Here is a 26758-nt window from a genome sequence, read left to right as displayed (position 1 = left end):
CTGGGGGTCCCGCCCGGTTCACCCCCGCTTTCGCGGGGAGATCTCGGGGGCGGGCGCCGCGCCGGGAACGTTCGTTGTACTACCCAGAGTACGCGCCCGAGCCACCTCCGGTTCCCCGGGCCGGTCCGTCCGTGCCGCGCCGCCCAGGGCGCGCCAGGTGTCCCGGCGGGCCTGGCGGACGGCGGCGCGGGCGGCGGCGAGGGCGTCCTTGGCGGCCCGCCCGGTCTCGACGGCGACTCTGCGGGCCGGGGCCCAGAGGCTGTCGCGCACCCACCGCGCGGCCGGCCGGACGGTGTCGCGGACCCACCGCCCGGTCGGCCGGACGACGGAGACCCAGACCCACACGACGGGCACCACCACGAGGATCCGGGCGAGCCGTGCGAGGACGCGGCCGACGGCGCGGGACACGAAGCCGGCGGCGCGCCAGCAGAGGGCGAGCGCGTCCCGGACCTCCCGCCCGACGGGGGCGAGGACCCGGTTCCAGAGCCAGCCGAGCGGCCGGACGAGCCCGTACACGACGACCGGCACGAGCACGTACCGCCAGAGCCCCACCCACGGCCACACGAACAGGACCCCCGCCAGGATCCGGCCGAACCGGGGAAGGAACCACCCGAGCCCCTCGCCGACCGGCGTCAGCACGTACCGGTCGAACCAGCGGACGGGCACGACCACGCCGTACCGGAACAGGGGCGCCAGGACGTACCGGAAGAGCGCGGCGAGGGGTACGAGGACCAGCTTCTCAAGCAGGAACAGGACCCCGCGGCCGAGCGGGACGAGGACCCGCCGGTACAGCCAGACGCTGGGTACGGCGATCCCGTACCGGCAGCCGGGCACGACCACGTACCGCCAGAGCCCGAGCCACGGCCACACGAACAGCGCGTTCCCCAGGAAACGGGCCCCGGCCCCAACCCCGCTGAGCACCCACCCGAGGCCCCGGCCCGTCGGCCGGAGGACCGTGCGGTCGAGGAGGCGGGCCGTCGCCGTGAGGACGTCCCAGACCACGCGGACCGGGAGGACGACGACCAGCACGACGATCCGGACCGGGATGCGGATCAGCGCGGGCGGCGGCGGGTTCTCCATGCTCATGCCGGAGATGACGCGACGGCCCGGCCGAGGGTTTCCCCTCGCGCCGGGCCGTCGCCGGAGTGTTACCCGAACGGGCCTACTTCACGACCGTCAGCGGCAGCAGCTTCTTGCCGGTGGGGCCGATCTGGATGTGGGTGTCCATCTGCGGGCAGACGCCGCAGTCGAAGCACGGGGTCCAGCGGCAGTCCTCGACCTCGGTCTCGTCGAGCGAGTCCTGCCAGTCCTCCCAGAGCCAGTCCTTGTCGAGGCCCGAGTCCAGGTGGTCCCAGGGCAGGACCTCCTCGTAGGTGCGCTCGCGGGTGGTGTACCAGGCGACGTCGACGCCCACGGACGGCAGCGTCTTCTCGGCGCAGGCCATCCAGCGGTCGTACGAGAAGTGCTCGCGCCAGCCGTCGAAGCGGCCGCCGTCCTCGTACACCGCGCGGATGACCGCGCCGAGGCGGCGGTCGCCGCGGGAGAGGAGGCCCTCGACGATGCCGGGCTTGCCGTCGTGGTAGCGGAAGCCGATGGAGCGGCCGTACTTCTTGTCGCCGCGGATCTTGTCGCGGAGCTTCCGCAGGCGCTCGTCGGTCTCCTCGGCGGAGAGCTGCGGGGCCCACTGGAAGGGGGTGTGCGGCTTGGGGACGAAGCCGCCGATGGAGACGGTGCAGCGGATGTCGTTCTGGCCCGAGACCTTGCGGCCCTCGGCGATCACGTTCATCGCCATGTCGGCGATCTGGAGGACGTCCTCGTCGGTCTCCGTCGGCAGGCCGCACATGAAGTACAGCTTCACCTGGCGCCAGCCGTTGCCGTACGCGGTGGAGACGGTCCGGATGAGGTCCTCCTCCGAGACCATCTTGTTGATGACCTTGCGCATGCGCTCGGAGCCGCCCTCGGGGGCGAAGGTGAGGCCGGAGCGGCGGCCGTTGCGCGTGAGCTCGTTCGCCAGGTCGACGTTGAACGCGTCGACGCGGGTCGAGGGCAGGGACAGGCCCACCTTGTCGTCCGTGTAGCGGTCGGCGAGGCCCTTCGCGATCTCACCGATCTCGGTGTGGTCCGCGGAGGAGAGGGAGAGGAGGCCGACCTCCTCGAAGCCCGTCGCCTTGAGACCCTTCTCGACCATCTCGCCGATGCCGGTGATGCTTCGCTCCCGCACGGGGCGCGTGATCATGCCGGCCTGGCAGAAACGGCAGCCGCGGGTGCAGCCGCGGAAGATCTCGACGGACATGCGCTCGTGGACGGTCTCCGCGAGCGGTACGAGGGGCTGCTTGGGGTACGGCCACTCGTCGAGGTCCATGACGGTGTGCTTCGAGACGCGCCACGGCACGCCGGACCTGTTGGGGACGACACGGCCGATGCGGCCGTCCGGGAGGTACTCGACGTCGTAGAAGCGCGGGATGTAGACGTTCCCGGTCTTCGCGAGGCGGAAGAGGACCTCCTCGCGGCCGCCCGGGCGGCCCTCGGCCTTCCAGGTCCGAATGATCTCGGTCATGTCGAGGACGGCCTGCTCGCCGTCGCCGATGACCGCCGCGTCGATGAAGTCCGCGATCGGCTCGGGGTTGAAGGCGGCGTGGCCGCCGGCGAGCACGATGGGGTGGTCGACGGTCCGGTCCTTCGCCTCCAGCGGGATGCCGGCGAGGTCGAGGGCGGTGAGCATGTTCGTGTAGCCGAGCTCGGTGGAGAAGCTCAGGCCGAAGACGTCGAAGGCGCCGACGGGGCGGTGCGAGTCGACGGTGAACTGGGGCACGCCGTGCTCGCGCATCAGCTCTTCGAGGTCCGGCCAGACGCTGTACGTGCGCTCGGCCAGGACGCCCTCCCGCTCGTTCAGCACCTCGTACAGGATCATGACGCCCTGGTTGGGCAGGCCGACCTCGTACGCGTCCGGGTACATCAGCGCCCAGCGGACGTCGGCGGACTCCCACGGCTTGACCGTGGAGTTCAGCTCTCCACCGACGTACTGAATCGGCTTCTGCACGTGCGGGAGCAGAGCTTCGAGCTGCGGGAAGACAGACTCGGCAGCAGACATCTCGAACCTTCGTGAGCTGGCAGGGGGGCGACTCTCAAGCGTACCCCGGTGCTCAGCGGGTCAGAGCCGCCCCGAGTCCGGGGGCCGAGGCACCGGCCCAGACCGCCGGGAGCTCCCGCTCGGCCGCCGCGGCGGCGGCTTCCTCGCGTCCGTACAGAAGGCCCCAGGTGAAGGCCGATTCGCCGACGCCGTGGGCCTGGAGTCCGAGTTCGCGCAGGGCCGTGCGGGCGACGACGGCGTCCTGGTGCTCGCCGAGCACGGTCTGGACGGCCTTCACTCGTTTCGCCAGGCGCTTGGCGGGTTTTCCGAGGGTGGGGCGGGCCGCGTCGGCCGCGTACCGGGCGCGTTTGGCGGCCTTGCGGGCCTCGTGGAGGGCGAGGTCGCGCTCGTGGCCGGGGGCGAGGGCCAGGGCGTGCTCGACGCGGCCCGCGAGGCGGTCGCGGTCCTTGCGGACGGCGCGGGCGAGGACCTTCGGGGCGTCGCGGCGGGCGGCCTCGCGCACGGGCGGGTCGGTGAGGAGCGCGTCGAGGTCGTCGAGGAGGGTGAGGTAGCGGGGGGAGTCGAGGGCGGCGAGGGCCTGGCGCCGGGCGTGGCTGCCGCGGGCGGCGTCGCGGCGGCGCAGCCGGGCCTTGACCGGGCCGAGGACGAGGGCCTCGGGCAGGTCCGCGACGTGGGCGCGGAGTCGTTTGTCGAGGACTTCCTGGTCGCGGGCGACGCCGAGCTCGCCGGCGAGCCATTTCAGTTCCTCGCCGAGGGCGTCGGTGGTGTTCCGGTCGAGGACGCGCCGGTGCGTCTTGAAGGTGCTGCGCAGCCGGCGGCAGGCGACCCGCATCTGGTGGACGGCGTCGGGCAGCTCGCGTCGTACGGCCGGGTCGTGGGCGACGATCGCGTCGACCTGTTCGCGTACGTAGGTGAGGACGGCGGCTCCGGCGGTGCCGGGTTTCCCGGGGGTGGCCGCCGGGCGGGGTTCCGCGCCGGTGTCCGTGAGGGCCTTGGCCAGTTTGGACGGGGCCGTGGAGGGGCGGATGCCGGCTTTGCGGAGGCGTTTCTCGACGGCGTCGAGGACGGCCGGGTCGGTGTGGTCGGCGAGTTCCACCTCGATCTCGGTCCAGGTGGCCTTCCCGCCCTTCGGCAGCCGTTCGGCGTGGACGGTGTCGACGGACAGTTCGGCGAGGAGGGTGCCGTCATCGGTGAGGAGGTGGCGGACGTCCCGTGCGGAGCGGAGCCGGACGACGGGGACCACCTCGTCGCCGCGGACCCGGGAACGCAGCAGCCCCGCCAGCTCACCCGGGAGGGTGTCGGCCAGCGGGGCCCTGATCTCGTCGCGGATGCCGGAGGTGACGGGGAACTTGATGTGCCAGCCCTCGTCGTCGCCTCCGGTGCGGCGGCGGAGGGTGAGTGCGTCGGCGGCGAGGCGCAGGTCGGGGGTGTCGTAGTAGACGGCGTCGAGTTCCATGACGCCCCGGTCCACGACCGCGGAGACTCCGGAGACCCGTGTCAGGTCCGGTACCGGAGTCTCTCCCGTGGCTTCGTACTTCCGCTCGATCTCGCGTTTCGTCTCGGCCATACCTCGAATCTAGCCGTCGTCACGCCGTCATGGGTCGCTGTGCCTTGATCGACTGGAGGAGTCCGATCGCCACCCACACCGCGAACATCGACGAGCCGCCGTACGAGACGAAGGGCAGGGGCAGGCCCGCGACCGGCATGATGCCGAGGGTCATGCCGATGTTCTCGAAGGACTGGAAGGCGAACCAGGCGATGATGCCGGCGGCGACGACCGTGCCGTAGAGCTCGGTGGTCTCGCGGGCGATGCGGCAGGCGCGCCAGAGGACGACGCCGAGGAGGACGAGGATGAGTCCGGCGCCGACGAAGCCGAGTTCCTCGCCGGCGACGGTGAAGATGAAGTCGGTCTGCTGTTCGGGCACGAACTGGCCGGTGGTCTGGTGGCCCTTGAACAGGCCGGCGCCGGTGAGGCCGCCGGAGCCGATCGCGATGCGTGCCTGGTTGGTGTTGTAGCCGACGCCGGCGGGGTCGAGTTCGGGGTTGGCGAAGGCGGCGAAGCGGTTGAGCTGGTACTCGTCGAGCATGCCGAGCGCGGTGACGAGGACGGCGCCGCCGACGCCGGCGCCGATCAGGCCGAGGACCCAGCGGTTGGAGGCGCCGGAGGCGAGCAGGACCCCGAGCACGATGACGGCCATGACCATGACGGAGCCGAGGTCGGGCATCAGCATGACGATGCCCATGGGCAGGGCGGCCAGGACGAGGGCCTTGGCGACGGTGCCGTGGTCGGGGTGGAGCTGGTCGCCGGCGTCGACCTTGGCGGCGAGCAGGACCGCCATGACCAGGATGATGGTGATCTTCACGAACTCGCTGGGCTGGAGCGAGAAGCCGCCGCCGATGACGATCCACGCGTGGGCGCCGTTGATGGTGGCGCCGAGCGGGGTGAGGACGGCGAGGATCAGCAGGATCGAGATGCCGTAGAGGACGGGGACCGCGCCGCGCAGGGTGCGGTGGCCGAGCCAGATCGTGCCGATCATCAGGACGAGCCCGATGCCGGTGTTGAGCAGGTGGCGGAAGAGGAAGTAGTACGGGTCGCCCTGGTTCAGCTCGGTGCGGCCCCGGGTGGCGGACCAGACGAGCAGGGCGCCGACGAGGGAGAGCGTGAGCGCCGAGAGGAGCATCGGCCAGTCGAGCCTGCGCAGCACCGAGTCGCGGGCGGTGAGCCGCCCGACGGGGCCGCGGTCCGGGGAGTACCGGGAGACGGAGAAGCGCTTGCGGAACGCCATCGGTCAGTCCCTCCAGACGGGCGGCGGGCCCGCGAGCGGGGGCGTCGCGCCGCCGTTCGCGGCGGGGTCGACCAGCTGCGACTTGGGGTCGTACGGCTTGATGTCGGGGGCGTCGATGGTGCCGTCGGCGTTGACCTTGGGCAGGGTCTTCTGCGGCTTCGGCAGCAGGGCCCGCTTGAGGTCCTGGTTGCCCGCGTCGTCAAGGCCGTAGAGGGCGTCGTAGATGTTGCGTACGGCGGGTCCCGAGGCTCCGGAGCCGGTGCCGCCCTGGGAGATCGTCATGACGATGGTGTAGTCGTCGGTGTAGGTCGCCAGCCAGGAGGTGGTCTGCTTGCCGTAGACCTGGGCGGTTCCGGTCTTGGCGCGCATCGGGATCTTGTCCTGGGGCCAGGCGCCGAAGCGCCAGGCGGCGGTGCCGCCGGGTTCGACGACGGAGCGCAGGCCCTTGTCGAGGTCGCGTACGGTCTGGGCGCTGACGGGCAGCTTGCCGTGGGCGGTGGGCTTGATCTCCCGGATCGACTTGCCGTCGGGGCTGATCACGGCCTTGCCGACGGTGGGGTCGTAGAGGGTGCCGCCGTTGCTGATGGCGGAGTAGGCGGTGGCCATCTGGATGGGGGTGACGAGGACGTCGCCCTGGCCGATGGCGAAGTTGATGCTGTCGTACGCCTTCAGCTGGTTGCCTTCGAGGCAGCTCTCGTACGCGATCTGCTCGACGTAGCTGCCGCCCTTCTTGCCCTGCTTGCACCAGGAGTCCTTGTTGGCCTCCCAGAAGTTCTGCTTCCACTTGCGGTCGGGGATCCGGCCGGTGACCTCGTTGGGCAGGTCGATGCCGGTCTCGGAGCCGAATCCGAAGTCGCGTGCGGTCGTGTAGAACCAGTCGTGGGCGTCCTTGTTGGGCTTGATCCCGCCGTCGCGCTGCCACTCCTTGTGGCCGAGGGCGTAGAAGACGGTGTTGCAGGAGAACTTGAGGGCTTCGCCGAGGGTGATGGGGCCGTGGCCCTTGGACTCGAAGTTGGCGAAGGTGCGGCCGCCGAGGCTGTACGAGCTGCTGCAGTTGTACGTGTCGTTGAAGTCGTAGCCGGCGCGTACGGCGGCGCTCGCCGACACGACCTTGAAGATGGAGCCGGCGGGGGCCTGGCCCTGGATGGCCCGGTTGAGCAGCGGGTAGTTGGAGCCCTTGCTGGTCATCGCGGCGTAGTCCGTGGCGGAGATGCCGCCGACCCAGGCGTTGGGGTCGTAGTCGGGCTGGGAGGCCATCGCGACGACGCGGCCGGTCTTGGCCTCCATGACGACGACGGCGCCGGCGTCGGCCTCGTACTTGCGGCCGGTGATCTTGTCGGTCTCGCCGCGGACGAGTTTCATCGCCGCGTTGAGCTCGTACTCGGCGACGGACTGGACCCGGGCGTCGATGCTGGTGACGAGGGTGGAGCCGGCCACTCCCGGGTCGGACTTCGTCTGGCCCATGACGCGGCCGAGCTTGTCGACCTCGTAGCGGGTCACGCCCGCCTTGCCGCGCAGTTCCTTGTCGTACGTGCGCTCGATGCCGGAGCGGCCGACCTGGTCGGAGCGGAGGAACGGCGAGTCGGTGTCCTTGGCCTTCTCGATCTCCCCGTCGGTGACGGGCGAGAGGTAGCCGAGCACCTGCGACGTGCGGGCCTTGGCGGGCGCGGGGTAGCGGCGGACGGCGGTGGGTTCGGCGGTGATGCCGGGGAAGTCCTCGGAGCTCTCACGGATGGTCAGCGCCTGCTGGGTGGTGGCCTCGTCGGTGACCGGGATCGGCTGGTAGGGCGAACCGTTCCAGCAGGGCTTCGGGGTCTCGGAGTCGCAGAGCCTGATCTTGTTGATGACGTCTTCGGGCTTCATCTCGAGGACGCCGGCGAGCCGGGTGAGGACGGCCTTGCCCCGGTCCTTCATCTTCATCATCTCGGTGCGGGACGCGGAGACCACGAGCCGGGTCTCGTTGTCGGCGAGCGGCACGCCGCGGGCGTCCAGGATGGAGCCGCGGACGGCGGGCTGCACGACCTGCTGGACGTGGTTGTTCTTCGCCTCGTCCGTGTACTCCTTGCCCTGGCGGATCTGGAGGTACCAGAGCCGGCCCCCCAGGGTCAGCAGCAGCGAGAAGACGAGGATCTGGATGACGACGAGCCGGATCTGGACCCGGGGGGTCCGCCCAGTCTCGGGGATGTTGCTCATACCGCCGGTGCCCCCTCGGTCACAGTCGCTTGACTCCCTTGATGCGTCCGGCCCGTGAGGCTCGGCTCTTCGCGGCCTTCACCCGCAGGCCGCCGCGCTGGGTACCGATGCTCAGGCCGGTGCCGGAGGCGAGCCAGCCGGAGGCGACGTCGGTGCCGCTGCCCCCGCCGGCGTCGGCGAGCGGGTCGTTCTCCGCGCGGCGGGCCAGCGCCATGATGAGCGGCACCGTGAACGGCGCGAGGAGCAGGTCGTACACGGCCGCCGTGAAGAGCAGGGAGCCCAGGCCGACATGGCGGGCCGCGGTGTCGCCGACGAGGGCGCCGACGCCCGCGTACAGGAGGGTGGAGCCGACCGCAGCCACGGCGACGACGGCCATGGGGCCGGTCGCGGAGGTCAGTCGGCCGTTCTCCGGGCGGGCCAGGCCGACGAGGTAGCCGACGACGCAGAGCACGAGGGCGTAGCGGCCGGCGGCGTGGTCGGCGGGCGGGGCGAGGTCGGCGAGGAGCCCCGCGCTGAAGCCGATGAGGGCGCCGCTGACGTGTCCGTAGACGAGGGCAAGGGCGATGACGGTGAGGAGGACCAGGTCGGGGACGGCGCCGGGGAGCTGGAGGCGGGCGAGGACGGAGACCTGGACGACGAGGGCGACGACGATCAGCGTCGCGGAGAGGAGGATGCGGTTGAACTTCACGGTGTCGCGTCCCCCTGGTCCTGGCCCTGGTTCTGACCCTGGTTCTGGCCCTGCTCGTCCTGGTCCTGCTGGTTCTGGCCCTGGTCCGGCTTCTGGCCCTGGCCCTGCTGGTTCTGCTGGTCGGCGTTCGGCTGCTGTCCGTCGGCGGCCTGCTGCCCGACCGCCGGCGGCGGCGTGGCCGTGACCGTGACGGTCGGCGCCGGCTTGGGCTTCTGCGGCAGGACCATGTCGCGCGGGTCGGATGCGGGTGCCTGGACGACGACGCCGACGATGTCGAGCTTGGTGAAGCCGACGTACGGGCGGACGTAGACGTTACGGGTCAGGCCGCCGCCCGCCGGGTCGACGCGGACGATCTCGCCGACCGGCACGCCGGGCACGAAGGGCTTGTCGCCGCTGGACCCGAAGGTGACGAGCCGGTCGCCCGGCTTCACCTTGGCCTTGCCGTTGAGGAGCTGCACGAGCAGCGGCCGGTCGCCCTGGCCGGTGGCGAAGCCGAGTTCGTCGGTCTTCTCCATCCGGGTGCCGACGGTGAAGTCGGGGTCGTTGGCGAGGAGGACCGTGGACGTCGACGGGCCGACGGTGGTCACGCGGCCGACGAGTCCCGCGCCGTTGAGGACGGTCATGTCCCGCTTGACGCCGTCCCGCGCGCCGATGTCGATGGTGACCGTCCAGGAGAAGCCCTGGGCCGCTCCTATGGCGACGACCTGGGCGCCCTTGATGCCGTACTGTCCGGCGCCGGCGGTCTTGAGGATGGAGTCGAGCTCGCGCAGCCGGCTGCGGTTGCGGTCGTCGCTGCCGAGCTCGGCCTTGAGTTCGGCGTTCTCCTTCTCCAGGGCGGCGATCCGGGTGTGCCGCTCGCCGGAGTCCCGGACCGCGCCTATGGCGTTGCCCACGGGATCGACCGCGGCCGCCACACCGTTCTCGACCGGCCCGAAGACCGCCGCTGCGGCCTGCCGGGCACCGTCGACGGGTGACTCCTGACCGCCGCGGATGTCCACCGTGATCAGTGCGAACGCGATGGCGATCAGCAGCACCAGGAGCAGCCGGCTCTCTCGTGTGTCCCTCACGTGCGGCGGCCGTGCCTTTCCTCGTGGTTCGGTTGTTCGGCTGTACGGGTGGTGCTAGCGGCGCGGCTGGGAGTCCAGCACCTGCTGGAGGGCCTCGAACTCCTCCACGCACTTGCCGGCGCCGAGCGCCACCGAGTCCAGCGGGTCCTCCGCGATGTGGATCGGCATGCCGGTCTCCCGGCGGAGGCGTTCGTCGAGGCCGCGCAGCAGGGCGCCGCCACCCGTGAGAACGATGCCGCGGTCCATGACGTCACCGGAGAGCTCCGGCGGGCACTTGTCGAGGGTGGTCTTCACGGCGTCGACGATCGAGTTGACCGGCTCCTCGATGGCCTTGCGGACCTCGGCGGCGGAGATGACGACGGTCTTGGGGAGGCCGGAGACGAGGTCGCGGCCGCGGATCTCGGTGTGCTCGTCCTTGTCGAGGTCGTACGCGGAGCCGATGGTGATCTTGATCTGCTCGGCGGTGCGCTCACCGAGGAGGAGCGAGTACTCCTTCTTGATGTGCTGGATGATCGCGTTGTCCAGCTCGTCGCCGGCGACCCGGATCGACTGTGCCGTGACGATTCCGCCGAGGGAGATGACGGCGACCTCGGTGGTGCCGCCGCCGATGTCGACGACCATGTTGCCGGTGGCCTCGTGGACGGGGAGGCCCGAGCCGATGGCCGCCGCCATGGGCTCCTCGATGATGTGCACCTGGCGGGCGCCGGCCTGCGTGGAGGCCTCGATCACGGCGCGGCGCTCGACCCCGGTGATGCCGGAGGGGACGCAGACGACGACGCGGGGGCGGGCCAGGTAGCGACGCTTGTGGATCTTGAGGATGAAGTAGCGGAGCATCCGCTCGGTGATCTCGAAGTCGGCGATGACGCCGTCCTTCAGAGGCCGGACGGCGACGATGTTGCCGGGGGTCCGGCCGATCATCTTCTTCGCCTCCGCGCCGACCGCGAGGATGCCGCCGGTGTTGGTGTTGATGGCGACGACGGACGGCTCGTTCAGAACGATGCCTCGACCCCTCACGTACACCAGCGTGTTGGCGGTCCCGAGGTCGACAGCCATGTCACGGCCGATGAACGACATAGAGTTCCCCTTGATTCCCATGGCTGAGGGTGGTGCGGCGTGGAGTTTTCCATCGTAGTGCCGCCCGCCCGGATACCGCGCGGTGGTCCACCTCTGTACAGGTGACGGCAGGACGCGGCGATCCGTTCCCGCGATCGGCGTTCATATGCCTGGGGGCGACCGAAATTCCTTCGGTCGCCCCACAGGGTCCTACGTTCGGCTGACGCGGGGTCAGCAGACGGCTCAGGCGAGACCCGGGAAGAAGATCTTGAGCTCGCGGAGGGCGGACTCCTCCGAGTCGGAGGCGTGGATCAGGTTCTCCCGGACGATCGTGCCGAAGTCGCCCCGGATGGAGCCGGGCGCGGCGGCGATCGGGTCGGTCGGGCCGGCCAGCTGGCGCACGCCCTCGATGACCCGCTCGCCCTCGACGACGAGCGCGACGACGGGGCCGGAGGACATGAAGCCCATCAGCGGCTCGTAGAAGGGCTTGCCCTTGTGCTCGCCGTAGTGCTGCTCCAGGGTGTCCTGGTCCAGCTCCCGGAGTTCCAGGGCCGCCAGGGTCCAGCCGGCCTTGCGCTCGATACGGCCGATGATCTCGCCGACCAGGCCACGGCGGACGGCGTCGGGCTTGAGCAGGACGAGCGTGCGCTGGCTCACGGGGGAACTCCTTCGGAAAAGCGGTGTGCGGGACCTCCGAGGCTACAGGCCCCGCACCCCCCTCGATTACGCAGCGTCAGGCCCTGCCGAGGCCCCGGCGGTCTGCTGTTCGGCCCACTGGGCCTTGATCTCGTCGATCCGCCGCCCGTAGTGCACCGAGGCCCACCACAGACCGGCGAAGACCGCGCCGAGGAAGAACATGGTCGGGACGACGAAGCCGCTGAGGATCAGGCCGATCTGCAGGGCCCAGCCGAGCTGCACCCCGCCGGGGCGGGTGACCATCCCGCACAGCAGCACCGAGAGGACCATCGCGACACCGCAGACCCACCACACGGTGGACATCGCGAGGCTGTCGTCCTTCATGGCGACGAGCCCGGCGAAACCGATCACGAAGAACTCGCCGATGAGCGTCGACGAACAGAGCGTACGCATGCTGGTTCAGCCCCTTCGCAGCAGCAGCCGGGCGTCGCCGACCGTGAAGATCGAACCGGTCACGAGGACACCCGCGCCGCCGTACTCGGCCTCTTCCTCCGCGAGGGTGATGGCCGCCTCGATCGCGTCGGGCAGCCGCGGCTCGACGACGACCCGGTCCTCGCCGAAGACCTCGACCGCGATCGCGGCGAGCGCGTCGACGTCCGTGGCCCGCGGGTTGGAGTTCGCGGTGATCACGACCTCCGCGAAGATCGGCTCGAAGGCCTCAAGGAGACCGCGGGCGTCCTTGTCGCCGCTCGTGGAGACCACGCCGATGAGCCGCGAGAAGCCGAAGGCCTCACTGACGCCCTCCGCCGTCGCCCGCGCACCGTGCGGGTTGTGCGCGGCGTCCAGGAGCACCGTCGGGGAGGAGCGGACGATCTCCAGGCGGCCGGGCGAGGCGACCTGGGCGAAGGCCGTGCGGATGGTGTCCAGGTCCAGGGTCCTGGCGTGGTCGGCGCCGATCCCGAAGAAGGCCTCGACCGCCGCGAGGGCCACCGCCGCGTTGTGCGCCTGGTAGGCGCCGTGCAGCGGCAGGAAGATGTTGTCGTACTCGCCGCCGAGGCCGCGCAGGGTGAGGAGCTGGCCGCCGACCGCGACCTCGCGGGAGACGATGCCGAACTCCATGCCCTCGCGGGCGACGGTGGCGTCCGTCTCGACGGCCTTCTTGAGCAGCACCTGCGCCGCGTCCACCGGCTGTTGGGCCAGGATCACGGTCGCGCCCGGCTTGATGATCCCGGACTTCTCACCGGCGATCTCGGCGGTCGTCCCGCCGAGCCGGTCGGTGTGGTCGAGGTCGATCGGGGTGACGACGGCGACGGACGCGTCGATGACGTTCGTCGCGTCCCACGTGCCGCCCATGCCGACCTCGACGACGGCCACGTCGACCGGGGCGTCGGCGAACGCCGCGTACGCCATTCCGGTGAGGACCTCGAAGAAGGAGAGCCGGTACTCCTCGCGGGCGTCGACGAGCTCCACGTACGGCTTGACGTCCTGGTACGTCTCGATGAACCGCTCGGCGGAGATCGGGGCGCCGTCCAGGCTGATCCGCTCGGTGATGGTCTGCACGTGCGGCGAGGTGTACCGCCCGGTGCGCAGCTCGAAGGCGCCGAGCAGGGCCTCGATCATGCGGGCCGTGGACGTCTTGCCGTTGGTGCCGGTGATGTGGATCGAGGGGTACGCGCGCTGCGGATCGCCGAGGACGTCCATCAGGGCCGCGATCCGGGTGACGGAGGGCTCCAGCTTGGTCTCGCCCCAGCGGGTGGACAGCTCGGTCTCGACCTCGCGCAGCGCCTTGTCCAGCTCCGGGTCCTGGGGGCGGCTCGGCACGGGGTCGCCCTGGGGCGGACCGCCCTGCGTGCGCAGGGTGCGGCTGCCGGCCTCGATCACCGCCAGGTCGGGGTCGCGGACTGTCTCGGCGTCGACGATGTCGTCGAACTGGTCACTCGGGTCGCTCGGGTCGCTCGGCTCACTCACAGGCCCAGTCTACGGACGGGTACCGACAGGACGACCGACAGGACCGTGGACCCGCCTTTTCGGAGCCGAGCGGTGGACGGTTCGTACGGCCTTCCGCCCCGACACGTTCTCCCCCCGGCTCGCGCACCGGCGTTCACGAGACGTCCACATATGATAAGCATCTGAGTTTCGGCCCCGTGGGGCGGCCGGACACGACCACCACGGGACCACTTCACCATGACCGCTCCGATAGACACTGCTGCGGGCACACACATCCCGCAGCAGCAGGGCAGGGCCTCCGCGGCGGGCGGGCGACGGATCGTCGACCGCCTGCGGGGAAGCGAGAAGGCGGCGGCGCTCTCCGCCGCGATCCTGTCCATGACGGCCTTCTGCGTGGGCATGGCCGCCCACGGCACGTACCCCTTCGGGCCGAGCACGCGCGCGATGAACGACCTGCGCCACCAGTACGTGCCGTTCCACGCGCATCTGTGGGACCTTCAGCACGGAGCGGCCAAGGGTGACCTGCTGTTCAACTGGCAGAGCGGCTTCGGCAACGGGTTCCTCGCGGAGTTCTTCACCTATCTGAGCAATCCGCTGTCCTGGATCACCGGGCTCTTCCCCCGCCAGTACGTCGACTTCCCGGTCTTCCTCGTCTCCCTCCTCAGCATCGGCCTCGCCGCGGCCGCCATGACGGCCTTCCTCGGCCGCCTGCGCCCCGGCTCCCCCTGGCTGCGGGCCCTGCTGGCCACCGGTTACGCCGTCTGCGGCTGGACCGTGCTGGACGCGAGCATCGTTCCCATGTGGATGACCGGCCTCGTCGCGCTGCCGCTGCTCTGCATCGCCGTCGACGACTGCCTGGCCGGACGCCGCTGGGTGCTCGGCACCGTCATCTTCGCCGTCTGCTGGTTCGCGAACTTCTACAGCGCCGCGATGGCGACCCTCGGCGCGGCGCTCGTCCTGCTGCTCCGGTTGTTCCTGAGCGACACCGCCTGGCGTGACCGCGCCCGCGCCATGGGCCGGGCCGCCGGCATGGCGGCCACCGGACTCCTGCTCGCCGCCCCCGCCGTCATCGTCCCCGCCCTGGCCAACAAGCAGTCGCAGCCGACCACGAGTTACATCGTCGACGTCACCACCGGCCCCCTCACCTATCTGGGGCTCCTCCTCCCCGGCAGCGTCCCCGAGCCCGCCGCGCCCAACGTCTTCACCGGCGTCCTCGTCCTGCTGCTCGTGCTCGCCCTCCCGTTCCAGTCCAGGATCCGGGGCCGGGACCGCGCCGCCTGGCTCACGCTGATCGTCCTGACGGCGCTCTCCTTCCTCTTCTCGCCCACCGCCAAGGTGTGGCAGGGCTTCACGCTCCCCCACGGCGCGCCCTTCCGGGAGAGCTTCGTCCTCAGCGGGCTGCTGGTCATGGCCGCGTGGATCTGCCTCGCCCACTCCCCCAGGCCGCGGGCGCTGCTCGGCGGCGGGGCGCTCCTGACCGGCCTGGTGCTCCTCACGTACTCGGCCCAGCCCGTCAGTTCGTACGCCCTCACGGGCACGGTGATCGGCGGCCTGGTCGTCGGGGCGCTCCTCCTGCTCCACGCCCGCGGCCTGGGGCGCAGGGGCCGGGCCCTCGTCGTCTCGGCACTCGCCCTGTCGGTCCTCGTGACCACCGCGTACGCGGTCTACGGCGTCCAGGTGGTCTTCGACACGGCCCGCCGTTCGTACAACACGACCACCACGATGAGCATGCTGACGACGAACGTGCACCGCGCGGCCGTCGAGAACGACGACTGGCCGCAGTCCCGCGTCGGCGTCGCCCCCTCGCTCTACGTCACCAACAACGACCCCCTGCTCCTCGGCGTCCAGAGCGGCGGCTACTACAGCAGCTACCTCACCAAGGAGGCCGTCACCGGCCTGCGCGAGCTGGGCATCGGGTACGCGATGGGCGGCCGCAACCTGTGGATCCCCCGGGACCCGTTCCTCAACGCCCTGATGAGCGTGGGCACCCTCCTGGAGCCGACGAGCGGTCCGCGGGTCGCCGCGCGTTCCGTCCCCAGCGTGCCGCTGGTCAGCCTCCGCGCCCCCGGCAGCGACCAGGCGTACGGCGCGCCGGCCGGTTCGGTCTGGGCCAACCGGCAGGCGGCGCTGGGCGCGCAGGTGTACACGGTGCCCGAGATCCACTACGTCAAGGGCCCGTCGGCCGTGCGCGGCGCGAACGGCTGGCAGCTGAGCCCGCGCGAGGCGGGGAAGGCCTGGACCGGTTTCACAGCGCGCTGCGCCCCCGGTGACCAGGCCTATCTGTACGCGCCCGCCCTCTCCGGCCTGTCCGTGGCCACCGGCTCCAAGCCCATGAGCAGCAGCGGCCGGCCGCCGGTCGTCATGAGTCCGGTCAATCCGCTGGGCACGGTCCCCTCGGACGGGAAGCTGCAGTTCGCGATCGGTGCCTCGCAGCCGAACCAGGTGCTGCCGTACGACGCCGTCGGCTGCATGGCCCCGAAGAAGTTCCAGGACGCCGTCCAGGCCCTGCGTGCCACGGCGCCCACGCGCCTCGACGTCGGTGGGCACACGGTCGAGGCGGAGCTGCCGAAGGGCTCCAGCGGAACCGCCGTCGTGGCGACGCCCGCCATCCAGGGCTGGTCCTGCTCCGTCGACGGCGGCGCGTCGCGGGCGCCGGTCTCCTACCGGGGTCTGCTCGGCGTACCGCTCGGAGCGGGCGCCGACCGCATCGCCTGCTCGTACTCCCCGCCGGGTCTGAAGGCGGGCCTCGCCGGCACCGGCGCGGGTGTCCTTGCCCTCGCCGGGGTGCTGATCGCCGGCATCGTCCGGCGGCGCCGGGCCTGACCCGTCGCCAGGCCGCACGAAGAAGGCTCCCGCCCCGGAAGTTCCGGAGCGGGAGCCTTTCCCGTGGTGCCGTGCCGGGCCGTCAGGCCTGCGGCAGGTTCGCCAGCTGGGCCTCGATGCGGGCGATGTCCTCGTCCGCCTTGGCGAGGCGGGTGCGGATCTTGTCGACCACGTTGTCCGGGGCCTTGGCGAGGAACGCCTCGTTGTTGAGCTTCCCGTTCGCCTGGGCCTTCTCCTTCTCCGCGGCCGCGAGGTCCTTCGCGAGGCGCTTGCGTTCGGCGGCCACGTCGATGGTGCCGGACAGGTCGAGCGCGACCGTGGCGCCCGCGACCGGCAGGGAGGCGGTGGCGGCGAAGCCCTCGCCCTCCGGCTGGAGGCGCAGCAGCTGGCGGATGGCCGCCTCGTGCGGGGCGAGCGCGGTGCCGGTCACGTCCAGGCGGGCCGGGACCTTCTGACCGGGCTGGAGCCCCTGGTCGGAGCGGAACCGGCGGACCTCGGTGACGACCTGCTGGACGAGCTCGATCTCCTGCTCGGCGGCCTCGTCGCGGAAGCCACTGTCCTTGGGCCAGTCGGCGACGACGAGGGACTCGCCGCCGGTGAGGGTGGTCCACAGGGTGTCGGTGACGAAGGGGACGATCGGGTGCAGCAGGCGCAGGGTGACGTCGAGGACCTCACCGAGAACGCGGGCCGAGACCTTCGCCTGCTCGCCGCCCGCGAAGAACGTCGTCTTCGACAGCTCGACGTACCAGTCGAAGACCTCGTCCCACGCGAAGTGGTAGAGGGCGTCGGCGAGCTTGGCGAACTGGTAGTCGTCGTAGTAGGCGTCCGCCTCGGAGACGACCTTGTTCAGCCGCGAGAGGATCCAGCGGTCGGTCGCTGTCATCTCGGAGGCGTCCGGCAGCGGGCCCTCGACGGTGGCGCCGTTCATCATCGCGAAACGGGTCGCGTTCCAGATCTTGTTGGCGAAGTTCCGGGACGCCTGGACCCAGTCCTCACCGATCGGGACGTCGACGCCCGGGTTGGCGCCCTTGGCCAGGGTGAAGCGCAGGGCGTCGGAGCCGTACTTGTCCATCCAGTCCAGCGGGTTGACCGTGTTCCCGAACGACTTCGACATCTTCTTGCCGAACTCGTCGCGGACCATGCCGTGGAAGGCGATCGTGCGGAACGGCGGCTGGCCGTCCATCGCGTACAGGCCGAACATCATCATCCGGGCGACCCAGAAGAACATGAGGTCGTAGCCGGTGACCAGGACGGAGTTCGGGTAGAACTTCTCCAGGTCCGGGGTCTGCTCCGGCCAGCCGAGCGTGGAGAACGGCCACAGGCCGGACGAGAACCACGTGTCGAGGACGTCGGTGTCCTGCGTCCAGCCCTCGCCCGTCGGCGGCTCCTCGTCGGGGCCGACGCAGACCAGCTCGCCGTCGGGGCCGTGCCAGACCGGGATGCGGTGGCCCCACCACAGCTGACGCGAGATGCACCAGTCGTTGAGGTTGTCGACCCAGTCGAAGTAGCGCTGGGACATCTCGGCCGGGTGGATGTCGACCCGGCCGTCGCGGACCGCGTCACCGGCGGCCTTGGCCAGCGTCTCGACCTTGACCCACCACTGCAGGGACAGACGCGGCTCCAGCGTCGTCTTGCAGCGCGAGCAGTGCCCGACGGAGTGGACGTACGGACGCTTCTCGGCGACGATCCGGCCCTCGGCGCGCAGGGCGGCGACGATCGCGGAGCGTGCCTCGAAGCGGTCGAGGCCCTGGAAGGGGCCGTGGACGGTGATGACACCGCGCTCGTCGAGGACCTCGATGGAAGCCAGGTCGTGACGCTGGCCGATGGCGAAGTCGTTCGGGTCGTGCGCCGGGGTCACCTTGACGGCGCCGGTGCCGAACTCGGGGTCGACGTGGGTGTCGGCGACGACCGGGATCGTACGGTTCGTCAGCGGCAGCTTGATCTGCTTGCCGATCAGATGGGCGTAGCGCTCGTCGTCGGGGTGGACGGCGACGGCGGTGTCGCCGAGCATCGTCTCGGCACGGGTCGTGGCGACGACGATGGTGTCGTCACCCTCGCCGTACTTCATCGAGACGAGCTCGCCGTCGTCGTCCTGGTAGTCGACCTCGATGTCGGAGATGGCGGTCAGACAGCGCGGGCACCAGTTGATGATGCGCTCGGCGCGGTAGATCAGCCCGTCGTCGAACATCTTCTTGAAGACGGTCTGGACGGCCCGGGACAGGCCCTCGTCCATGGTGAAGCGGTCCCGGCTCCACGCCAGGCCCTCGCCGAGGCGCCGCATCTGGCCGGCGATCTGCCCACCCGACTCGGCCTTCCACTCCCAGACGCGCTCGACGAAGGCCTCACGGCCCAGGTCGTGGCGGGACTTGCCCTCCTTGGCGAGCTCGCGCTCGACGACGTTCTGGGTGGCGATGCCGGCGTGGTCCATGCCCGGCTGCCACAGCGTCTCGAAGCCCTGCATGCGCTTGCGGCGGGTGAGGGCGTCGATCAGCGTGTGCTCGAAGGCGTGGCCCAGGTGCAGCGAGCCGGTGACGTTCGGCGGCGGGATGACGATCGTGTACGCGGGCTTCTCGCTCTTCGCGTCGGCCTCGAAGTACCCGCGCTCTACCCAGCGCTCGTACAGCTCCCCCTCTACCTCGGCCGGCGCGTACTGGGTCGGCAGTTCGGTGGTGGGCGCTGTCTGCTGCTGAGTGTTCTCGGTCACGGGGCCAGTTTAGGGGTGTCCTCGCCTTGTCCTGAAACGCTTTGGTTCGGTAACGGTGTGGCCCCCGCCGCACTTACCGGTCGGCGGTTCCGTCAGGATGTTCGGGAGGCATAAACATCCTGTGAGGGGAACCTGTCGATGAGCTACAACCAGCCCGGCCCGTACGGTGGCCAGCCGCCCCAGCAGCCCGGCCCCTACGGCCAGCCGGGTCCGTACGGCCAGCAGCCGCAGCAGCCGGGCCCGTACGGCCAGCCGCAGGCTCCGCAGCCGGGTTACGGCTACCCCCAGCAGGCCCCGCAGGGCGTCCCGCCGCAGCAGCCGCCCTACGGCTACCCGCAGCAGCAGCCGGGCCCCTACGGCCAGCAGCCCCCGTACGGCGCCCCCCAGGGCCCCGGCGGCTACGTCCCCCACCCGCCGGCCCCGAAGAAGTCCAAGGCGGGCTGGATCATCGGCGCGGTCGCGGTGGTGGCGGCGCTCGGCGTGGGCGCGTACTTCGTGTTCGGGGGCGGTGGCGGCTCGTCGGTCGCGAACGACGGCCCGCACAAGCTGACCACGCCGGAGACGGTGCTGGGCGAGTACAAGAAGTCCGCCGACAAGGGCTCCCAGAGCGACGACGACGACTTCGTCAAGGACGCCGAGAAGTTCGGCGTGAAGAACCCGCAGCGCGTCAACGCGCAGTGGGAGGTCAAGAACGACGCCAACCCGCTGGGCGCCAAGCTCCTGCAGTTCGGCGGCGCGTACGGCCAGATCGACGATCCGGAGAAGACCCTCGACGCCGTCTTCGCGGACATGCGCTCCGAGGCCGCGAAGGAGAAGGACGGCAAGACCCAGCTGGTCGGCGAGCCGAAGGAGTTCACGCCCGAGGGGCTCGACGGAGCGCTCCTGAAGTGCCAGGAGATCAAGTCCAATACGGACACCGGAGCCGACACCGGCGGTCTCGGCCCCAAGGAGATCGTCATGCCGGTCTGCGTCTGGAGCGACCACAGCACGCTCGGTTACGTCCTGCCCATGAACGTCGCCGATCTGATGGCCGGCAAGAGCACCTCGATCGAGGACGCCGCCGCCACCGCCGCCAAGCTCCGCAAGGAAGTCCGCGTCAAGATCTGACGCGACGGGCGCGCCGCACGCGGAAGGGGCGCCCCACCGGTTCGGTGGGGCGCCCCTTCCATGCTCGTACGGCTCAGGCCGACTTCTCGTGCCTGCCGTCGTTCTTCACGATGCGCGGGACCAGCGTCGGGTTCACGTTGTTGCGGACGACGTCCGCCGTGATGACGACGCGGGCCACGTCCTTGCGGGACGGGACCTCGTACATCACCGACTGGAGGACCTCCTCCATGATGGCGCGCAGGCCGCGCGCGCCGGTGCCGCGGAGGATCGCCTGGTCGGCGATGGCCTCCAGGGCCGGGCGGTCGAAGTCCAGTTCCACGCCGTCGAGTTCGAAGAGGCGCTGGTACTGCTTCACCAGCGCGTTCCGCGGCTCGACCAGGATCTGGAGGAGCGCCTCGCGGTCCAGGTTGTGGACGGAGGTGAGGACCGGGAGGCGGCCGATGAACTCGGGGATCATCCCGAACTTCACCAGGTCCTCCGGCATGACCTCCTGGAACTGGTCGCTCGCCTCGATCTCGCGCTTGGAGCGGATGGTCGCCCCGAAGCCGATGCCCTTGGCGCCCGCACGCGACTCGATGATCTTCTCCAGGCCGGCGAAGGCGCCGCCCACGATGAAGAGCACGTTCGTCGTGTCGATCTGGATGAACTCCTGGTGCGGGTGCTTCCGTCCGCCCTGCGGGGGGACCGACGCCGTGGTCCCCTCCAGGATCTTCAGGAGGGCCTGCTGCACGCCCTCACCGGAGACATCGCGCGTGATCGACGGGTTTTCGCTCTTACGGGCGACCTTGTCGATCTCGTCGATGTAGATGATCCCGGTCTCGGCCTTCTTGACGTCGTAGTCGGCGGCCTGGATCAGCTTCAGCAGGATGTTCTCGACGTCCTCGCCGACATAGCCGGCCTCCGTCAGCGCCGTCGCGTCGGCGATGGCGAACGGGACGTTCAGCATGCGGGCCAGCGTCTGGGCCAGCAGCGTCTTGCCGGAGCCCGTGGGGCCCAGCAGCAGGATGTTGGACTTCGCCAGCTCGATGGCGTCGTCACGGCCCGCCCCGCCGCCGTTCTCCCCGGCCTGGACCCGCTTGTAGTGGTTGTACACCGCGACCGAGAGGGCCTTCTTCGCGGGCTCCTGCCCGACGACGTACCCCTCGAGGAACTCGTAGATCTCGCGGGGCTTGGGAAGTTCCTCCCAGCGCACCTCGCTCGTCTCCGCGAGTTCTTCCTCGATGATCTCGTTGCAGAGGTCGATGCACTCGTCGCAGATGTACACACCGGGTCCCGCGATGAGCTTCTTCACCTGCTTCTGGCTCTTTCCGCAGAACGAGCACTTGAGCAGGTCGCCGCCATCACCGATGCGTGCCACGAGGTGCTTCCCCTTCGCCTGGGAGCGCTTGGTTCAGCGACTCCTGGTGCCTCATATTCGACGGTACCTTGCCGGGCCCCCCGTTCGGGCCCCCCTTGGCACGGTTCACATGGTCGTGATTCGGCCACGTGCTCCGTGCCAGGGGAAGGTCGGGCGTCAGTGCCCCGCGGCGGACGTGCTCTTACGGGTCGAGACGATCTGGTCGACGAGGCCGTACGCCAGGGCGTCCTCGGCCGTCAGGATCTTGTCGCGCTCGATGTCGTCGCGGATCTTCTCGATCGGCGTCGAGGAGTGCTTGGCCAGCATCTCCTCCAGCTGGCTGCGCATGCGCAGGATCTCCCGGGCCGCGATCTCCAGGTCGGAGAGCTGCTCACGGCCGGTGCCGCCGGACGGCTGGTGGATCAGGATGCGGGCGTTCGGCAGGGCCATCCGCTTGCCGGGTGTACCGGCGGCGAGCAGCACGGCCGCGGCGGAGGCCGCCTGGCCCATGCAGACCGTCTGGATGTCCGGCTTCACGAACTGCATCGTGTCGTAGATGGCGGTCAGCGCGGTGAAGGAGCCACCGGGGCTGTTGATGTAGATCGAGATGTCGCGGTCCGGGTCCATCGACTCCAGGCACAGCAGCTGCGCCATGACGTCGTTGGCGGAGGCGTCGTCGATCTGCACGCCGAGGAAGATCACGCGCTCCTCGAACAGCTTCGCGTAGGGGTCGTACTCGCGGATGCCTTGCGAGGTGCGCTCGACGAAGCGCGGCACGACGTAGCGGTTGTCGATCGGCGCGCCGGTGTAGAGGCCGCTCGCGGAGAGGTTGTTCTGCATCTGGGTGTTCACCGTCCTGGTGGCGTTCGGTGGGCTGGGGCTCGTGAGCGGACTGCCGGGGCTCAGGCGCCCGTGCCGCCGCCGCCGGGAACACCCGCGGCGTGCGTGATGATGTCGTCGATGAGGCCGTAGTTCTTGGCCTCGTCCGCGGTGAACCAGCGGTCGCGGTCACCGTCGCGGATGATCGCCTCGACGGTCTGGCCGGAGTGGTGCGCGGTGATCTCGGCCATGCGCTTCTTCGTGCGGAGAAGGTACTCGGCCTGGATCTTGATGTCGGAGGCGGTGCCGCCGATGCCGGCGGAGCCCTGGTGCATCAGGATGTCGGTGTTCGGCAGGGCGAAGCGCTTGCCGGGGGTGCCGCCGGTGAGCAGGAACTGGCCCATCGAGGCCGCCATGCCCATACCGATGGTCACGACGTCGTTGGGGATGTACTGCATGGTGTCGTAGACGGCCATGCCGGCCGTCACGGAGCCACCGGGGCTGTTGATGTACAGGAAGATGTCCTTGTCCGGCTCGGCGGCCAGGAGGAGCATCTGGGCGGTGATCTTGTTGGCGATGTCGTCGTCGACCTGCTGGCCGAGGAAGATGATGCGCTCGCCGAGCAGCCGGTTGTAGACATGGTCGCCGAGGCCGCCACCGATGGACGGCTCACCCGCGGCGTAAGGCTTCAGATTCGTCACGTATCCACCTGCTCGTCTCCGACGGCCGGGGGCCGTCTCAGCGTCTCGTTCCGAGGGCACTGCCCTCGTATTCATGGACCCTAACGCGCAGGTGGGACAGAGCCATCCCGGTTCCCGAACTGTTCGCTGGGAGCGCAAGGTAGTTGGGGGCGCCGGGCGGGTCCGCGTACGTCCACGGGCCCGTACGCACAGGAGTGCGTACGGGCCCGTGGAACGGGGTCCGCGCGGGGCGGGGGCCCCTTACTTGTCCTCGGAGACCTCGGCCTCGCCGGCGGCCGCCTCGACGGCGTCGGCGGCGGTCTCGGTCTCGTCCTCGTCGTCCGAGAGGTCGACGACCTCACCGTTGGTGTCGGTGACCTTGGCGGCCTCGACGACGACCGCGAGGGCCTTGCCGCGGGCGACCTCGCCGACGAGCATCGGCACCTGGCCCTGCTGGGCCACGGCCTGGGCGAACTGGTCGGGGCTCATGCCGGAGGAGGCGGCACGGCGGAACAGGTGCTCGGTGAGCTCCTCGCGGGAGACGTCGAGCTTCTCCTTGTTGACGAGCTCATCGAGGATGAACTGCGTCTTGATGCCCTTCTCGGCCTGCTCCTTGGTCTCGGCCAGGAACTCTTCCTCGGTCTTGCCCTGGAGCTCCAGGTACTTCGCGAGGTCGATGCCCATCTGGCCGAGCTGGTGGTGCTCCAGGTTGTGCTTGCGGGTGTTGATCTCGTCCTCGAGAAGCTTCTCGGGCATCGGGACCTCGACCAGCTTGAGGAGCTCGTCGAGGACGCGCTCCTGGGCCTGGGTGGCCTGGTCGAACTGCTTCATGTTCTCGAGGCGCTTGCGGCTGTCGGCCTTGAGCTCGTCGAGGGTGTCGAACTCCGACGCCATCTGCGCGAACTCGTCGTCGAGCTCGGGGAGCTCACGGGCGGCGACGGTGGTGACCTTGACGGTGACCTCGGCGTCCTTGCCCTCGGCGGAGCCGCCCTTCAGCTGCGAGGTGAAGGTGGCCTCGCCACCGGCCTCCAGGCCCTTGACGGCCTCGTCGATGCCGTCGAGCAGCTCGCCGGAGCCGATGGTGTACGAGACACCGTCGGCGACACCGTCGGGCAGGATCTCGCCGTCGACCTTGGCTTCGAGGTCGATGGTGACGACGTCGCCGTCCTGGGCGGCACGCTCGACCGGGGAGGTCGAGGCGAAGCGCTCGCGGAGCTGCTCCACGGACTTCTCGATGTCCTCGTCGGTGACCTCGATGGAGTCGACGGTGACCTCGATGCCGGAGTAGTCCGGGATCTCGATCGTCGGGCGGATGTCGACCTCGGCGGTGAAGGCCAGCACCTCGCCGTCCTTCAGCTCGGTGATGTCCACCTCGGGCTGACCCAGCGGGTTGACCTCGGCCTCGTTGACGGCCTCGGTGTAGAACTTCGGGAGCGCGTCGTTGACGGCCTCTTCCAGCACGGCGCCGCGGCCGAACCGCTGGTCGATCACGCGAGCCGGGATCTTGCCCTTACGGAAGCCCTTGACCGTGACCTGCTGGTTGATCTTCTTGTACGCCGCGTCGAGGCTGTCCTTGAGCTCCTCGAAGGGCACCTCGACAGTGAGCCGAACCCGGGTCGGGTTCAGGGTCTCCACGGCGCTCTTCACGGTTCGGTCTCCTTGTGGCTGATTCCTGGAATCCACCGGCGCCGCGTGTGGCGGTTCCGGTGGCTCGGCCCGGTCAGAAAGACACACGGGCACGCAGCTTGCATAGTAACCGCAAGCGGGATGACGCCCACAACGTGATCAAGAGCGCGCATGGGGGGCGCGTGATCGTCATGGTCGGGGTGGCGGGATTTGAACCCACGGCCTTCCGCTCCCAAAGCGGACGCGCTACCAAGCTGCGCCACACCCCGTCGGTGCGACACGTAGGGTACATGGACGGGGACTGTACGGCGCCCCCTCTTTTACGGGTGTGCGCGAACGGCCCTCGAACCGCTACCATGCTCTTCGTGCCGCGGTCCGTGTGACCTGCGGCGCGATGCTGTGCGGGCGTAGCTCAATGGTAGAGCACTAGTCTTCCAAACTAGCTACGCGGGTTCGATTCCCGTCGCCCGCTCTCAATGAAGAAAACCCCAGGTCACCTGGGGTTTTCTTCGTTTTCGGGCCGCCGCCGCTCAGAACTTGATGGAGGCGACCGTCTGCGTTATCGAGTCCAGGAAGCGCTGGATGTCGTCGGCCATCCCGGTGGAGGCGAGGAAGAAGCCGAAGAGCACCGCGACCACGGCCGGGCCGCCCTTGAGGTTCCCCCCTCGGATCAGCACCACCAGGATGATTGCCAACAGCAACACCACAGACAGCGAAATGGCCACAACTGATCACACCCTCGGTCGGTCCCGCCTTGCCGGCCAGGGGTCGCGCGTCACCCGCGCCCCCGCTGCTCCCATGGTGCCATCAACCCCCTTGCCCACGCTGCTCGGTGACGAACCGTGAATCCGCCGGGACGGGGGCGCCTCCGGGCGGCGGGGGAAGAGGAGAGAAAAAGCACAACCACACAACCAAGCCCGTTTCACCCTGATATGGGGCGCATTGGGCGGGAACATTAGAGCGACTAAAGGGTGATTTGCTCCGAATATCCTCTCCGGTGAGCAAGGTTTAACCGAAGTAAATGCGCGGTTAAGGTCCTCCGATGTCCTCCCCTACACAGAACAGCGCCAGGACTCCGTCCTCCGAGCAGCGGGAAGCGGAGAAGACACCGGCCACCCCGGTGCCGGCGCCGCAGAACGGGGCCACGCGCGCGGCCACCGCACGCGATCCGTACTTCGACAACGCGAAGTACCTCGCGATCCTGCTCGTCGTCATGGGCCACCTCTGGCCCGCGGTGATCGAGGGAAGCCGGGCCACCCGCGGGCTGTACATGCTGGTGTACGCCTTCCACATGCCGGTGTTCATCCTGATATCCGGCTATCTGTCCCGCAGCTACACGGGCCGGCCGGACCAGCTCAAGCGCCTGCTCACCGGCGTCGCCGTGCCGTACGTCGTCTTCGAGGTCGCGTACACGCTGTTCACCCGGTGGGGCACGGGCGGTTTCCGGCCCATCAGCCTGCTCCACCCCACGTATCTGATGTGGTTCCTGATCGCGCTGTTCATCTGGCGGCTGACCACCCCGTTCTGGCGGGTCGTGCGGTGGCCGGTGACGACCTCCCTGGTGATCGCCGGGCTCGCGTCGGTCACTCCGGCCATCGGCGCGGCCCTGGACCTGACCCGGGTGCTCCAGCTCCTGCCGTTCTTCGTGATCGGGCTGAGCATGAAGCCCGAGCACTTCGCCCTCCTGCGGCGGCGGCCCGTGCGGATCGCCTCGGCCGTCGTGCTCGTCGCCGCGGTGCCGTTCTTCTACTGGCAGGCGCCGGCCTTCTACCTCAACTGGTTCTACCGCTCCCGCAGCGTGCAGGAGTTGGGCGCCGGAGTCGGATGGGGCATGTTCCTGGTCGCGCTCCTCTTCGTCGGCACGCTGGTGCTGGCCGCGGCGTTCCTCTCCCTCGTCCCGGGCACCCGGCGCTGGTTCACGGCCCTCGGGGCCGGCACCATCTGCGGCTACGTCCTGCACGGCTTCCTGATCCGGGGCGCCACCTACCTGGGCTTCTTCGAGGACTACCCGTGGCTCTCCACGGCGACCGGCCGGGTGGCGGTCACCGTGATCGCCATGGCGGCGATCACCCTGCTCTGCACGCCTCCGGTGCGCAAGGCGCTGAAGTGGGTGACGGAACCCGAGATGTCCTGGGCCTTCCGCAAGGAAACCCCCGCGGCGAAGCAGGCCTGACGACGGCCGAGCGGGCCTGACGCCCTGCG

20 protein-coding genes and 2 tRNA genes are annotated in these 26758 nt (G+C 69.9%); 4 read left to right on the top strand and 18 right to left on the bottom strand.

The annotated features are described in order from the left end of the window. Window positions 1–18 precede the first annotated feature (18 nt). From ABT034_RS01345 to folC, 11 genes are all read right to left on the bottom strand, one after another. Window positions 19–1086, bottom strand: coding sequence for a hypothetical protein (locus tag ABT034_RS01345; RefSeq protein ID WP_351209981.1), 1068 nt, complete (start codon window positions 1084–1086; stop codon window positions 19–21). A 76-nt stretch (window positions 1087–1162) separates the two neighbouring features. Beyond that, a complete protein-coding gene (locus tag ABT034_RS01340) occupies window positions 1163–3091 on the bottom strand; it encodes a TIGR03960 family B12-binding radical SAM protein (RefSeq protein ID WP_351209979.1) in 1929 nt (642 codons plus the stop codon). Between the two features lie 52 nt (window positions 3092–3143). Beyond that, a complete protein-coding gene (locus tag ABT034_RS01335; protein ID WP_351209977.1) occupies window positions 3144–4658 on the bottom strand; it encodes a CYTH and CHAD domain-containing protein in 1515 nt (504 codons plus the stop codon). A 19-nt stretch (window positions 4659–4677) separates the two neighbouring features. Next, a complete protein-coding gene (gene rodA / locus ABT034_RS01330; RefSeq protein ID WP_351209975.1) occupies window positions 4678–5877 on the bottom strand; it encodes a rod shape-determining protein RodA in 1200 nt (399 codons plus the stop codon). A 3-nt stretch (window positions 5878–5880) separates the two neighbouring features. Continuing rightward, window positions 5881–8070, bottom strand: coding sequence for a penicillin-binding protein 2 (gene mrdA / locus ABT034_RS01325; RefSeq protein ID WP_351209973.1), 2190 nt, complete (start codon window positions 8068–8070; stop codon window positions 5881–5883). Between the two features lie 19 nt (window positions 8071–8089). Beyond that, window positions 8090–8758, bottom strand: a complete 669-nt coding sequence (gene mreD, locus ABT034_RS01320) for a rod shape-determining protein MreD (protein WP_351209971.1) — start codon at window positions 8756–8758, stop codon at window positions 8090–8092. Further along, window positions 8755–9825 (bottom strand): rod shape-determining protein MreC, encoded by a 1071-nt coding sequence (gene mreC, locus ABT034_RS01315; RefSeq protein ID WP_351209969.1) that lies wholly within the window; start codon window positions 9823–9825, stop codon window positions 8755–8757. The genes mreD and mreC overlap by 4 nt, the downstream gene beginning before the upstream one ends. Window positions 9826–9879: 54 nt before the next feature. Further along, window positions 9880–10899 carry a rod shape-determining protein gene (locus tag ABT034_RS01310; protein WP_351209967.1) on the bottom strand — a complete coding sequence of 340 codons (1020 nt, stop codon included), beginning with the start codon at window positions 10897–10899 and terminating at the stop codon, window positions 9880–9882. A gap of 222 nt (window positions 10900–11121) precedes the next feature. Continuing rightward, window positions 11122–11535 carry a nucleoside-diphosphate kinase gene (ndk, locus tag ABT034_RS01305; RefSeq protein ID WP_351209965.1) on the bottom strand — a complete coding sequence of 138 codons (414 nt, stop codon included), beginning with the start codon at window positions 11533–11535 and terminating at the stop codon, window positions 11122–11124. Between the two features lie 66 nt (window positions 11536–11601). Then, window positions 11602–11967, bottom strand: a complete 366-nt coding sequence (locus ABT034_RS01300) for a DUF4233 domain-containing protein (RefSeq protein ID WP_351209963.1) — start codon at window positions 11965–11967, stop codon at window positions 11602–11604. Between the two features lie 6 nt (window positions 11968–11973). Then, on the bottom strand, window positions 11974–13482 hold the full coding sequence (gene folC, locus ABT034_RS01295) for a bifunctional tetrahydrofolate synthase/dihydrofolate synthase (RefSeq protein WP_351209961.1): 1509 nt from the start codon (window positions 13480–13482) through the stop codon (window positions 11974–11976). Window positions 13483–13698: 216 nt separating this feature from the next. Between folC and ABT034_RS01290 the strand changes: the two genes are divergently transcribed. Then, the gene (locus ABT034_RS01290) at window positions 13699–16284 is read left to right on the top strand and encodes a YfhO family protein (protein WP_351209959.1); all 2586 of its coding nucleotides are present in this window, start codon (window positions 13699–13701) and stop codon (window positions 16282–16284) included. An 82-nt stretch (window positions 16285–16366) separates the two neighbouring features. Here ABT034_RS01290 and ABT034_RS01285 read toward each other — a convergent pair whose 3' ends face one another. After that, a complete protein-coding gene (locus ABT034_RS01285) occupies window positions 16367–18988 on the bottom strand; it encodes a valine--tRNA ligase (protein ID WP_351209957.1) in 2622 nt (873 codons plus the stop codon). Between the two features lie 138 nt (window positions 18989–19126). On the opposite strand from ABT034_RS01285, the gene ABT034_RS01280 reads away from it, so the two are divergent. After that, a complete protein-coding gene (locus ABT034_RS01280; protein WP_351209955.1) occupies window positions 19127–20095 on the top strand; it encodes a hypothetical protein in 969 nt (322 codons plus the stop codon). Between the two features lie 73 nt (window positions 20096–20168). Here ABT034_RS01280 and clpX read toward each other — a convergent pair whose 3' ends face one another. The 5 genes from clpX to ABT034_RS01255 form a co-directional block, all read right to left on the bottom strand. Then, window positions 20169–21452, bottom strand: coding sequence for an ATP-dependent Clp protease ATP-binding subunit ClpX (gene clpX, locus ABT034_RS01275; protein ID WP_024755522.1), 1284 nt, complete (start codon window positions 21450–21452; stop codon window positions 20169–20171). A 156-nt stretch (window positions 21453–21608) separates the two neighbouring features. Further along, window positions 21609–22271, bottom strand: coding sequence for an ATP-dependent Clp protease proteolytic subunit (locus tag ABT034_RS01270; RefSeq protein WP_351210417.1), 663 nt, complete (start codon window positions 22269–22271; stop codon window positions 21609–21611). A gap of 62 nt (window positions 22272–22333) precedes the next feature. Next, a complete protein-coding gene (locus ABT034_RS01265) occupies window positions 22334–22951 on the bottom strand; it encodes an ATP-dependent Clp protease proteolytic subunit (RefSeq protein WP_351209952.1) in 618 nt (205 codons plus the stop codon). A gap of 240 nt (window positions 22952–23191) precedes the next feature. Continuing rightward, on the bottom strand, window positions 23192–24577 hold the full coding sequence (gene tig, locus ABT034_RS01260) for a trigger factor (RefSeq protein ID WP_351209950.1): 1386 nt from the start codon (window positions 24575–24577) through the stop codon (window positions 23192–23194). 171 nt (window positions 24578–24748) lie between these two features. Continuing rightward, a tRNA-Pro gene (locus tag ABT034_RS01255) sits at window positions 24749–24825 on the bottom strand. Between the two features lie 132 nt (window positions 24826–24957). Between ABT034_RS01255 and ABT034_RS01250 the strand changes: the two genes are divergently transcribed. Then, a tRNA-Gly gene (locus tag ABT034_RS01250) sits at window positions 24958–25028 on the top strand. Window positions 25029–25086: 58 nt separating this feature from the next. On the opposite strand, the gene ABT034_RS01245 is transcribed toward ABT034_RS01250, so the two are convergent. Continuing rightward, entirely contained in the window at window positions 25087–25281 is a 195-nt protein-coding gene (locus ABT034_RS01245; RefSeq protein WP_015033610.1) for a hypothetical protein, read from the bottom strand. Window positions 25282–25598: 317 nt separating this feature from the next. Between ABT034_RS01245 and ABT034_RS01240 the strand changes: the two genes are divergently transcribed. Beyond that, window positions 25599–26729: an acyltransferase family protein gene (locus tag ABT034_RS01240; RefSeq protein WP_351209948.1), complete on the top strand. Its 1131-nt coding sequence runs from the start codon at window positions 25599–25601 to the stop codon at window positions 26727–26729. The last annotated feature ends 29 nt before the right edge of the window (window positions 26730–26758 follow it).

The organism is Streptomyces sp. NPDC002773 (assembly GCF_040295605.1).
Taxonomy (GTDB): Bacteria; Actinomycetota; Actinomycetes; order Streptomycetales; family Streptomycetaceae; genus Streptomyces.
Note: the sequence above shows the minus strand (reverse complement) of the source record. Positions and strands in the feature narration are given on the sequence as shown.